The organism is Hungatella sp. SB206 (assembly GCF_051132295.1).
Taxonomy (GTDB): domain Bacteria; phylum Bacillota; class Clostridia; order Lachnospirales; family Lachnospiraceae; genus Hungatella; species Hungatella effluvii.
The window spans coordinates 5,717,058-5,729,753 of sequence record NZ_CP096603.1 but is presented as its reverse complement, the minus strand read 5'-3'; the positions used below and the strand labels follow the sequence as shown (position 1 = coordinate 5,729,753).

Sequence of the window (12,696 nt, the reverse complement as noted above, 5' to 3'; positions counted from 1 at the left end):
AATCAAGGAGGGATACGACAAATGAAACAGAAGCTTTACTATATTAAGAATGAAACAGCGGAAAAAGCGATTTATAAGAATTTTGAGAAGCAGAGATTTTCAGTGATAGAAAAAGACAGCGAACCTCCAATGGTACTATCGTTTTTCGATGATAAAAATGTGACTGATGAATATGAGTATGTTTATATTCCACGCGAGATGTCTAAAAAAGAGGTTGAAGGTCGTTTTGAAGTGGAGAAGCAATGCCCTATGTGTGGAACCGTTACAAGTATTTATCTTACAGATGAGGACATGGATAAATACAGCTGTTACAGCAACTCGCGTTTCAATCGTAGGGGAAGCGGCCTGCCGGCTCCGCATATCCAAAACTTATTTCCGGACCGGACAGAAGAAGAACGGGAATTAATGATGTCAGGGTACTGCTATTGGTGCCAGGAATTGATTTTTGGAGAGGATGAGTTTCTTCTAATGACAGAAGCAGAATTTTCGATGGAGCCAGACCACCTCATTGCATATAACCGTGCAGACCATGATGGATATCAGTGGTGGAATAAGTGGTTTCCACAAAAGGGGACGGATGGAAACCAGTACATGGTGCAGGAAATGAATAAATTCTCTGCGTATATTTTGGAGGAACAGCTTGGCAAGGGCATTTCCGACATTCCGAAACTTGGAGCGTATTATGGAGCAGAGCCATCTGAAGACAAGGAATATCACTTGTACTGCGAGGGAACATATTGTAATTTTCATGTGAAGCTTATAAATAGGAAGAGAAGCTACAATGTGTACATATATGTTTACGAAACAGAAGAGTAAATAAAAAATAGGCAGGAAGCCGCCGGGACATATGATATCTGGCGGCTTCCGTACCATTTCTTATAAGAAGAGGATATGGGATGAGAGACTATATTAACAGAAATATCAGGATAGATGGAAGATTGATTCCCTATCCGGTGTATACATCTTGGGAATATTTTGAGTTGCATGATGGGATTGAAGATGTGGAAGATTTTGTAGATTCAAATCCTGCGATAGAAGAATTAGTGACTCAGATTTTAGCGTTAAAACAGAGTTGTTTTCTTTTAGCGTCATACAACACATAGCTGCCAAAGCTTAAGCGACAGTTTGTTTTCCCTAAAACTTAAACTTATTAAAGAGCTCAAAGAGAAATATAATTATAATTTTGATGATGTATGGATGGAAAATCTCATAGGCAGGATTTGATACCATAATGACATTGTTCCGTAGTTATTATACAAATATGAAAAAAGATAGTTGCCCATAGTGGCATGAAATGGAGGCTTATATGAAATATGAAGAATTTATTGCGGCGCTTTGCCAGAAAATACGCGAAGTAACAAAAGGATGGAATGGAACGAGTATAGAATTTAGGACAACACCACAGAACAATGGGAGAACCTTGGATTTACTGGTGGTGAGCAAGCAAGGAAAAAAAATGAATGGAACTTACGAATTGAGTTTCCATACACAGGAATTATATGAAGCACTTGCATTTGACAAAATGGATTTGAAACATATTTTGAGAATAGTGGAAAGTAAACTGAGACAGGCTGGGGAAGTTGGAAAAATCAGCCCGCTGGAAGTCGCTGATGATTATGAGCAGATACGAAGTCACCTGATTATTCGGCCGATTAATTATGTAAAACACATGGAAAAGTTAAAAGACGGAATGTACGATTTAATTGGTGACATTGCTTTGACTGTCTATATTCATATTGGCTTTGTTCATGGAGCCTATGTAAGCAGTGCTGTGAGTTCCGAGTACCTGGAGATATGGAATAAAGGAAAAGAAGAGGTAATAAAAGAGGCATTTACGAATACATATAATTTATTTCCGCCAATTATGTTGACAGGTCTTGAGGCATATTCTGTTATGGATACCGATATATTTCAAAAGGATGCTGGATATGATATGGTTGGGGTTACAAATGAAGTCATATTCAATGGAGCAGTTTCAATTTTCCTTCCTGGAGTAGCAAAAAAATTAAGTGATATCTTAGGGGAAGATTTATATATTGTATTCCTTAACTATGATTATGCAGTTATTCATCCTGTCAGCATTATACGGCCAGAGGAGATTCGCAGTTTAATAGCTAGCGTCAATTCTGATAGTCCGGATGAAGAAGGATTTTTGTCGGATATGATATTCACATACAAACGCAATACTGATAAAATGGAAGTAGTGAAAGAAGTTCATAGTTAGGTAAAGTTTTCTGTATGATACAGCAGTGTATGTATGAGAGTATATACACTGCTGTATTTTTATTTCGGTATATTGTATAATGGGGGTAGATAATTAGATGGCTGAAATTGTAATTTAAAAGGTGGTTTAAAATGGACATTAAGGAACTATACAACATATATCAAGGAAATCCGGAGAAATTTAAAAAGATTGTATTGTATCGCAACCTTCTTGGCTCGCCAATTTCATATAATTACAAAGATTCAGATTTAGAATCTTTAGTACAGATGATAATGTCAATGGATGAAGAATATGAAACAGACTTTGGATTTATGATGATGGAACTGGGGGTGGCTTATGAGGCTATTTATAGTAACATGAAAAAAAATAATGCTGCCAGAGAAAATACGGAATTTATGAATTATCCATTGGATTATCAATTGAGGGCATTAATTTCGTTATTTGAGGATCAGCATAAACTTGGTATTGAGTTGAATAACATAGATGGTAAAAAGCCAATCACAGGGATAAAGCATTTGGTTGCAAATGTAGAATCTGAAATCTATCCTGGTATGAGATATTCAACATCACAGAATAGCGAAAATCTAATAGAGCTGATAGATTATTCAATTCCTTATTTATATTATTATGACAGTAATTTTGAAAAACCTTGCGATAATCTAACATATGAGCAATGTTTGCAATGTCCGGATATTATGAAGTTCGTTCATCATTCAAATTTTTGTGAATTAATAAACGGATTATGGTCCCTTTATATATATAAGGATTACTCGGTTAAACTTGGAAAAACGGATACAGATGATGATATTACAGTTTTTGTGCCCAATTCCAATGAAGCGAGCCTGATTGATTTTGTTGCAGGAATACGCAGAGAGGCCAGAAGATTTCAAAATAGTATTGATTTATTGATATCAAATCAAAATAGAATAATTAATGGGAATAAGTTTATAATACGCCTTGCCAAGAAAATAAAGTTGGATTTGTGGAAGAGCATTTTTGAACTGGAATTGGAGGTTTACTTGCGTTGTAATTTATCTGCTAACTGCACAATGAAAATTATAAAGCAGACGGATATTTTTCCAGCCTATTTAAGGCAAACGTTACCATATGGTGAATTGAATGACTTCCTTGAGGTGCATGAATTTTTGGTGACAATGAGCGGAATTTATTCAAATATCTTAAATCATAATTGGGAAGAGATTGAACATGATCGGTTTAATTATCTATGTCCAGTAGTTGATATTGATTTGCTAATTAAAAGTTTTTCACGATTATATGGCAAGAGTTTAAATACAGCAGCTAAGCTGGTGGAGTGGTTTATATATTATCCGCAACGCGGGAAAGAGGGCGATTTATTCTCAAAACCGTTGGTTCAAATAAGTGGTAAAAGGGTTTTATTTGCCCCTAATTTGATTCGGCAAATTAATATCACCCGAATGCTTGAGCAGATTATGCTGGATTATAAAATAAAGCGGGCGGCAATTGGAGATGAGTATGAATCCTATTTAAGAAATAAATTGTCGCAGTCTTCCTTATGGTATGTCTATGCAGATAAAATAGAATTTAAATCCTCTATAGGAAATACAGATTTTGATGTTATAGCTTTATTTGATAATCATGTTGTGATAATTGAAATAAAGCATCTGGTGACACCTTACGATCCCAAACGTTACTATGAAGACCGCCAAGAGATAAAGAAGGCCATAAAACAGCTTAAACTAAGGAAACAAGTTTTATTAAGGGATTGGGCCTTGATTAGAGATATAACCAATGGATTTCTTCCTCCTGAACCTTATCCGGAAGAACGGATTATTCAATTGGTCTGCACGAATATAGATAGCTTTACATCGCTGGAAATTGATGGCATAAGAATTGTTGATGAGTCCGTTCTAATCAGGTTTTTTTCTGACAATGGCCAGTATATAAAGATATGGAGTGGGTCGAAGATTTATAAAAAGGAGAAAATATGGGAAAATAGCCAACCAACCATCGATGATTTTAAGAGATATATTGCTTCTCCGACTGCGGTGAAATGGTATAGGGAGGTTGTAAAAAGAAAAAATATAACAATACCAAGATATGGAGAAGGAGAATATCTTGGCACGGTAAATTATATTTTAGATGAAGATATAGTAAAATTTGATAGACAGATATAAAGCCCAGCCTGTGTTTTGCAGATGATAGCGCTGGGGGATATAAGCACCAGAATCTGTTTCCATGAGGGGCGCAGGAAGCATATTGCTTCTGGCCACACTAATCAGAAGTGCCCCTATTGTAAAACGCCGCCTCGTTTTTCGGGATGGCGTTGTTGGTAAGGTTGGCAACTCTGTACCTAGTAGTGATTTTTATTCCCAGATCAAACTATACTTTTGACTATCTCTTTATAAGTTCTTATATGCCGGTATAGCCTGTATTTACAGGCTTCCCGGCGTTTTTCGTATCGGAAGATATTCTTAAATCTTCTCATATCCCCTCATGTTTCAGTGTTCAAAGGTAGTAGAAAGAGTAGTAAAACCTCTATTTACTACTGCGCAATCAACCGTTCCATTTTCGCTAATGCACTGTCAGAAGTGGCATGAGCATAATAGTTCAACGTCATGTTGATGTTGGAATGTCCCATGATATACTGTAATGCTTCCTCATGGCACTTGTACTATAATTAATAAATTTAGTTATAATTATTTACAACTTGAGAGTTTTACTATTCGATAAATCTAAAGTAACGGTCGCTGTTTCAAAGTGTATTTCATATACTATCAGTGATTTCCAACCATATTCTATTGTTTCTCGATAATCAGGTATCTTCTCGCAAAAACAATCTGCCAAATCAAAAATAGTTTTTTTACTCTTGATAGCAGTTCCTCTCGCTTTTATATGCTCGTTTTCTTTTTTTGGAATTGTTGTAAAGGCAACATTCTGATTTTGTTTCATTTCTTTTACTTTGACGTTATTTTTAAATGTTGCAAAGTATACAATATTATTTTCGGGATTGAAATAATAATTGACAACTCTAACATTTGGAATGCCGTCTGTTCCGATAGTTGCCAACGCAAGGTCAGTCTGTGCTGCCATCATTTTTTGAAATTCTTTTAGTGTATCCATAGAAATCCTCCTTTTATTATTGATACATGATTAGTATAATATAAAAAGGTATCAGAACATGACTCCATTTAACGAAATAAGGAGGTTTAAACAAATGCGTAAATCAACACGATTGAATGACATGATGATTTTTTTAAATGATAAAAGTTTTTTTAACTTGAAAGATATTATGCAAGAGTACGGAATATCTAAAAGTACAGCAATTCGAGATATACAATCTTTAGAAGAAATCGGTATGCCCATATTTTCGGAAACTGGAAGAAATGGACGTTATGGGATTTTGAAAAACAGACTTCTTTCACCAATTATTTTTACTGTTGATGAAATGTATGCTTTGTATTTTGCTATGCTAACTTTAAACGCCTATGAATCGACTCCTTTTCATTTAAGTATTGAAAAGTTAAAGATAAAGTTTGAAACTTGCTTGTCTGATGAACTTATTAATACTATTAATAAGATGGAACATACATTAAGCCTTGAGGGGACTAAGCATTATAATAGCAGTCCTTTACTAAAAGATATTTTAGAAATGGCAGTAAAAGATACGGTGTGCTGTATCTCTTATAAAAAAGGCGAATTCGTATCAGAAGTACAAGTGCAGTTTTTTAATATATCTTCATCTTTTGGACAATGGTATGTTACAGGTTTTAATCATGACAGGCAAAGAGTTCAAGTTTTCCGTTGTGATAAAATTATTGATATTTCAGAAAGTGAGTGCTATATACCGAAGCCAAGGCAAGAACTTCTAAATCGTTCGACAAACATATTTAAGTCTGAAAATGCTACAGATTTTGAAGTTCAAATATTAGATAAAGGAGTGGATTTATTTTATAAAGAAAATTATCCCTCAATGGAATTAGTCAAATATGATGGACAATATAAAATAAAAGGATTTTACAACGTAGGGGAAGAAAGATTTATTGCTGATTATTTACTTTCATATGGAAAATTGATTAAGTCTATCTATCCAGAGCATTTAAAAAAACTTGTATCGAAACGAGCAAAAGAATTGTACCAATATTACGATAATCTATAAAAATAAGGCATATAATGTGATACCTACGTTGTCTTTGTCTGATTATCAATGAATTTCACGGCAACTTTGACTTTCACATTATTCTCATGGCAATAAAATCCCCCTTTATTCCTCTTGATTATCTCAAAACAGTAAAGAAAAAGTCCTGTCAAGAGCCTTGCCACCATAGTTGGTGCTTGCACTCTTGATCGGACTTTTTGTTTGCTGTATCTTCTGTGAGAGGATAAAGGCTATTCATCTTCATCATCAAAATTCATATTTACAATAACCTTGCCTTTGCCGAATTGAACATACGGGTTCATGTGGACAAAATGATTATGTGAGGAAGAACCCACAGTATATCATGGGGCATTAAAATATCAGTATCACTATGAACTGGTATGCTCATGCGTCCATAGATACGGCAAAATCAGAGGTTCAGCGTCTAATCGCATAGAAGTATTTACCACGATTTTAACCACGTTTGATAGGAAAAATATAAGAAGTTAGACCTTGATATGCGAGGTTTACCACAAAAGAAAAATGCCCGAATAGCTGATAAAATGGAGCTATTCGGACATTTAAGAAGATATGAAAATATAAGGAAAGAGACATATATAATTTAAAATAATCAATTTATTTCTATAAGATTTCTAAATAATCCCATTCTAATCCTATTTATACTATATAAGGTTTATTTTTTGTACATTGAAAATAGCATAGGTTCAGTTGTCCTATAACAAAAACTGAAATCGAGCATACGAGAGATACGCCATAGCAGAAATGCTGCGAAATATATCAAATCAAAATAAGCCCGGGCAGGGGTTTGATGGCTTGTGACGGCCGCATAAGCTGTGCGAGGATGATATCAGTTGGAAACTTGTGGGGACTGCCGCTCACCTAATGAGGGGAGGCTGCGTTAGTATGGAAACATCTGGCGTGGTTTAAGCTGTTTTGCGAACAGGTAGGACAACTCCAGATGCCGGGGGACGAGTAAATACGGCATGAAAATTTGCTTTGGAGAAAGCACAACCACCTTAATGAAATGTTATAAGAAGTAAAAAAATTGTGAAATGCTCTTGAGGAAACAAAAGCCAATTTTTTACAATGATTGTAGAGAAACAGACTGTTTTAAAAACTGAGCGGTTTTGTGAAATCAATATAGTATTAGCGATTAGTCTAAGATTGAACCACGTTAGGTGGCATCAATCATGCTCATGGCTAGTTGCCTTTGTAAAGGGGGTGACAGCGATAGAAGTTTTACAGAAAGATAAAAAAGTATATAACGCAGAGGAAATCCAGGAGATTTTAGGGATTGGGAGGAGCAAAACATATACCTTTTTGGACGAGGCGTATCGGAATCAAAAGCCGTTCCGGGTCCTTAAAGTTGGAAAGCTTTTCAGGGTTCCTAAACAATCTTTTGATGACTGGCTAGACGGAATTAGTTAAGGCGGGTGAGACAGTTGAAAAGAAAACCACAGAATAGTGCAGCTTTTTTTGAAAATAATTCATGGTATCACCGTACCAAGATACTTCAGGACGATGGTTCGATAAAGTACAGCAAAAAGGGCGGGTTTGCTACCAGTGAAGAGGCTGATAAGAGTTATAGGCGACACGAAGATGAGTTTAAAAAGGCGTATCGGGCCTATCATCTGGCACATCAAATCAATACAGAAGTCACGCTTAAGGATTATTTGATTTATTGGTTTGAGGAGATATTCTCTCAAAGAATTGAAACAACAACCAGAATGGTAGGCGCGTATGCGGTTTATGACTTAATCCTGCCGAATATTGAGTACGACATCAAGGTCCGGTTTACCAATGTAGAATATCTTGATGCATTATTGGAGCGGGTAGCTAAGGTCAGTGCCTCTGCAGGAAATAAAGGGCGGGAGATTCTAAATATGGCAATGAAAGAGGCAGTAATCGGTGGGTATATTAAAACCAATCCGGTTATTGGCACAAAGCCGTATAAGAGACAAAAGCCAAAGATAACAATTCTGAGTAAAGAAAAAATCAAGGTCCTGCTGAAAGCGTCTTCCGAAAATAACTGGTATTTGGAAATATTGTTAGGCCTATTCTGTGGCTTACGAAAAGGCGAGATTCTTGGACTTAAATTCAGTGATTTGGATATGGAGAAGAGGACCGTAACTATCAGAAGGCAGATTGCTTCAGATCCACTTATTAAAAAAGGGAGTGGAAGTAAAATAGACAATTACGGACTGATAGAACGTGATCCCAAAACACCAAACAGTTTCCGGGTTTTGCGGGTTCCAGCCATAATCATAGAAGAACTGGAAAAACGGAAACGACTTGTGGAGTTCAATAAGGTAGTTTATGCCGGTCAATATGATGACAAGGATTATATCAGTTGTCAGAAAAATGGAAAACCACATAGTTTGTCAGCTTTAAATAGCGCTTTAACTGGAATTTGTAGCAAGAATGGCCTCCCGCATATCACGGTACATGGATTAAGGCATATGTATGCAACAATTCTGATTGAGATGGGGGTTCCACTGATTAAAATATCTGCATTACTTGGGCACGGCTCTGTCCACACAACGTTTGAATATTATTGTGACGTGATGGATGAAAACGAGAATATTCTGGCATTTATGAATCAAGCGTTTGTTCCGGTGGAAAGGAGGGCAGTATGATAATTGATTTGAGCCTTCAGCAGTATGTGGATTGGGAAGTAAAGCCAGTGATTCCTATAAAGGGAAAATTCGGATACCGTGTTGTTTTAAAATACATAGATGGTACTGAAAGAACTCAGCAAAAGTCGGGATTTAAGACAGATAAAGAGGCTAATGCTGCCAGGGATAACACAATAGGTAAATTACATGCTGGAACTTATATTGTATATGAGAATGTTAAAGTAAGTGACTTTTTAGAGTTCTGGATAAAGGAGGATATATGCAAGAGGGTAAGAAGCGAAGAAACTTATGCTGCTTATTCCAATATTGTGTATAACCACATTATTCCAATCCTTGGAAAGAAAAAGATGTCAGCCGTTAACCGTGGAGATGTTCAAAAGCTGTATAACGACCGTGCAGAATATTCTGTATCGGTCTCAAGGCTGGTTAAAACGGTGATGAATGTCTCTATGAACTATGCTGTAGCGAAAAAAATCATTGCGGAGAATCCGGCAGTTGGTATCAACCTTCCTAAAACGGTAAAGAAGAAGGAATACCATGCCCGCAGTATTGACACACAGAAAACCCTGACAATGGATCAGATTCTGATTCTATTGGAGGCCAGCAGGGACACGCCGATACATATGCAGATCCTGTTTAATGTATTAATGGGACTTCGCAGAAGGGAAATCAACGGCGTGAAATATTCGGATATTGACTATATTAACCGAACACTAAAGCTTCGCCGGCAGTTGGGGAAGAAAATCAACACAAAAAAAGAAGACTTTCCACCTAAAACCTTTACAAAACAGGAACTTGGATTGAAGACCCCATCGAGCTATCGTGATATTCCGATACCAGATTATGTGTTTGAGGCGATTCTGCAACAGAGGGAGGTGTATGAGAGAAATAAGAGTCGCAGGAGAAGCCAGTTTCAGGATTCAGGATATGTTTGCTGCTCTAACTACGGAAAACCGCGAAGCAAGGATTTCCATTGGAAATATTATAAAAAACTATTAGCGGATAACAACCTGCCGGATATAAAGTGGCATCATTTACGCAGTACCTTCTGCACACTGCTTTTGAAAAATAATTTTAATCCCAAAGCGGTATCCAAATTAATGGGACATGCAACGGAGCTAATCACCTTAGATGTATATGGTGATAACCGGGAAATTATCGCTGACTGTGTAGATGAAATTCAGCCGTTCATAGATGAGGTGCTTCCGATAAAGGAGGTAGACAAGCAGCTTGAGGAAGAACTGTTGGAAATCGAAGTTCCGGCAGAAGATTATTTTTAAAAATTAAGGGCAGTAGTAGTTTCAATCAAATATCAATTTGGTTCTCAAAATGAAACAAGGCGCAGGGAAAGAACAAATGTTCCTACTTGCGCCTATACTTTTTCCTTTCGCTATGTTATAATTTTGGTGACATTTGGTATTACTAATTTCATTGAGTTTATATAGTGTTGCGGAGTTAAGAAAATAGCATTTTGGTGACCTTCATTCGTAAAATGGCAAAAGTTCGTCTATTAGGCAACTCAAAACAGTCTTCTTTTACGAATTTCTGCCTAATAGGCGAACTTTTTAAGTGGTCACCAAGGAAGGAAAAAGCGAAAATGGAGTTCAAATTACACTCAGAATACCAGCCCACCGGCGACCAGCCGCAGGCGATTGAAGCCCTTGTAAAAGGCTTCCAGGAAGGCAACCAATTCCAGACTTTACTAGGGGTTACGGGCTCTGGCAAGACCTTCACCATGGCAAATGTAATCCAGCAAATCCAGAAGCCGACCCTCATCATTGCCCACAACAAAACCCTTGCCGCACAGCTCTACAGCGAGTTCAAGGAATATTTCCCGGAGAATGCGGTCGAGTATTTTGTCTCCTACTACGACTACTACCAGCCGGAAGCCTACGTCCCTTCAACGGACACATACATTGAAAAGGACTCTGCCATCAATGACGAGATTGACAAGCTGCGCCACTCCGCCACGGCTGCGTTGTCTGAGCGGGAGGATGTAATCATTGTGGCCTCCGTGTCGTGTATTTATGGTCTGGGAAGCCCCATCGATTATAAGGAGATGGTAATTTCCCTGCGGCCTGGGATGGAAAAAGACAGGGACGAGGTGATTCACAAGCTTATCGACATCCAGTATACACGAAATGATATGGATTTTAAGCGAGGCAGTTTCCGCGTAAGAGGCGATGTGCTGGAGATTTATCCGGCTTACTCGGGCGGAGACGCTTACCGGGTGGAGTTCTTCGGGGACGAGGTGGAGCGGATTACGGAGATCGATTCGCTTACCGGAGAAGGGAAGACGGAGCTGGGACACATCGCGATCTTCCCGGCTTCCCATTACGTGGTTTCAAAGGAGAAGTTGGAGCTTGCAACTCAGACGATACTCGCAGAGCTTAAGGAACAGGTGGCTTATTTTAAAAGCGAGGATAAACTGCTGGAAGCGCAGAGAATTTCTGAGCGGACGAATTTTGATGTGGAGATGATGCGGGAAACCGGGTTCTGTTCCGGTATAGAGAACTACTCCAGGCATTTAACTGCATCCAGGGCGGGAGAGCCGCCCTGCACGCTGATCGACTATTTTCCTGATGATTTCCTGATTATTGTGGATGAGTCCCATATCACCCTGCCTCAGGTCCGGGGTATGTTTGCGGGAGACCGGTCCAGGAAGACGACCCTGGTCAATTATGGATTCCGTCTGCCTTCCGCTCTGGATAACAGACCACTGAATTTTGAGGAATTTGAGTCGAAGATCGACCAGATGATGTTTGTGTCGGCAACACCTTCTGTCTATGAGGCGAACCATGAGATGCTGCGGGTGGAGCAGATTATCCGGCCTACGGGACTTTTGGATCCGGAGATCGAGGTGCGTCCGGTGGAAGGCCAGATCGATGATCTCGTCTCGGAGGTCAACAAGGAGGTCGCGAATAAGCACAAGATTCTGATCACAACGCTGACAAAACGTATGGCCGAGGACCTGACGGATTACATGAGGGAGATCGGAATCCGGGTTAAGTATCTTCACTCCGATATCGATACGCTGGAGCGTTCGGAGATTATCCGTGATATGCGTCTCGATGTATTCGATGTACTCGTCGGAATCAACCTGCTGCGTGAGGGCCTCGATATTCCGGAGATTACGCTGGTAGCGATTCTTGATGCGGATAAAGAGGGCTTCCTCCGTTCGGAGACGTCTCTGATCCAGACGGTTGGGCGTGCGGCGCGTAACTCTGAGGGCCACGTAATCATGTACGCGGATTCTATCACGGATTCCATGCGGGTGGCGATCGAAGAAACGAACCGAAGGCGCGCGATTCAGCAGCAGTACAACGAAGAACACGGCATCACGCCGACGACCATCAAGAAGTCAGTCCGTGATTTAATCGCTATTTCGAAGGCAGCGATTGAGGACAAGAAGTCCTTTGAAAAGGATCCGGAATCCATGGACCAAAAGGAACTGGAGAAACTGGCGAAGGAGCTGACGAAGAAGATGCATCAGGCGGCGGCAGAGCTGAACTTCGAGGAGGCCGCAAGGCTGCGTGACCGTATGGTGGAAGTGAAAAAGATGCTCCAGGAACTGGACGAGTAAATAAAACCAGAAAACTATCCGTAAATCATAGAAAGTCAGTAGCATTTGATATTGACAATAATTCTCAATAAGTGTAGAATTTCTATGGACGCCGGAATATATGAGGTGCCCAGGC

The 12,696-nt window shown here is 38.8% G+C and carries 9 protein-coding genes and 2 pseudogenes; 9 read left to right on the top strand and 2 right to left on the bottom strand.

The window, feature by feature from the left end:
* Nucleotides 1-102 precede the first annotated feature (102 nt).
* The 4 genes from M1L66_RS25350 (at nt 103) to M1L66_RS25335 (ending at nt 4,380) form a co-directional block, all read left to right on the top strand.
* Entirely contained in the window at nt 103-816 is a 714-nt protein-coding gene (locus tag M1L66_RS25350) for a hypothetical protein (protein WP_434688741.1), read from the top strand.
* 80 nt (nt 817-896) lie between these two features.
* The gene (locus M1L66_RS25345; protein ID WP_434688740.1) at nt 897-1,103 is read left to right on the top strand and encodes a hypothetical protein; all 207 of its coding nucleotides are present in this window, start codon (nt 897-899) and stop codon (nt 1,101-1,103) included.
* A 203-nt stretch (nt 1,104-1,306) separates the two neighbouring features.
* The gene (locus M1L66_RS25340; protein WP_434688739.1) at nt 1,307-2,224 is read left to right on the top strand and encodes a DUF5688 family protein; all 918 of its coding nucleotides are present in this window, start codon (nt 1,307-1,309) and stop codon (nt 2,222-2,224) included.
* A 131-nt stretch (nt 2,225-2,355) separates the two neighbouring features.
* The gene (locus M1L66_RS25335) at nt 2,356-4,380 is read left to right on the top strand and encodes a nuclease-related domain-containing protein (RefSeq protein WP_434688738.1); all 2,025 of its coding nucleotides are present in this window, start codon (nt 2,356-2,358) and stop codon (nt 4,378-4,380) included.
* A 368-nt stretch (nt 4,381-4,748) separates the two neighbouring features.
* Here M1L66_RS25335 and M1L66_RS25330 read toward each other — a convergent pair.
* A pseudogene (locus M1L66_RS25330) lies at nt 4,749-4,856 on the bottom strand (site-specific integrase); the annotation flags it as partial.
* Between the two features lie 50 nt (nt 4,857-4,906).
* Nucleotides 4,907-5,326, bottom strand: a complete 420-nt coding sequence (locus M1L66_RS25325) for a pyridoxamine 5'-phosphate oxidase family protein (RefSeq protein WP_434688737.1) — start codon at nt 5,324-5,326, stop codon at nt 4,907-4,909.
* Nucleotides 5,327-5,420: 94 nt separating this feature from the next.
* On the opposite strand from M1L66_RS25325, the gene M1L66_RS25320 reads away from it, so the two are divergent.
* The 5 genes and pseudogenes from M1L66_RS25320 (at nt 5,421) to uvrB (ending at nt 12,581) form a co-directional block, all read left to right on the top strand.
* Nucleotides 5,421-6,362 (top strand): helix-turn-helix transcriptional regulator, encoded by a 942-nt coding sequence (locus M1L66_RS25320; RefSeq protein WP_002591467.1) that lies wholly within the window; start codon nt 5,421-5,423, stop codon nt 6,360-6,362.
* A gap of 325 nt (nt 6,363-6,687) precedes the next feature.
* Nucleotides 6,688-6,798: pseudogene (locus M1L66_RS25315) on the top strand (site-specific integrase); the annotation flags it as partial.
* Between the two features lie 1,006 nt (nt 6,799-7,804).
* Nucleotides 7,805-8,998: a site-specific integrase gene (locus M1L66_RS25310; protein ID WP_434688736.1), complete on the top strand. Its 1,194-nt coding sequence runs from the start codon at nt 7,805-7,807 to the stop codon at nt 8,996-8,998.
* On the top strand, nt 8,995-10,278 hold the full coding sequence (locus M1L66_RS25305) for a tyrosine-type recombinase/integrase (RefSeq protein ID WP_434688735.1): 1,284 nt from the start codon (nt 8,995-8,997) through the stop codon (nt 10,276-10,278). Before M1L66_RS25310 ends, M1L66_RS25305 begins: the two co-directional genes overlap by 4 nt.
* Before the next feature lie 317 nt (nt 10,279-10,595).
* A complete protein-coding gene (gene uvrB, locus M1L66_RS25300; RefSeq protein WP_434688734.1) occupies nt 10,596-12,581 on the top strand; it encodes an excinuclease ABC subunit UvrB in 1,986 nt (661 codons plus the stop codon).
* Nucleotides 12,582-12,696: the final 115 nt, after the last annotated feature.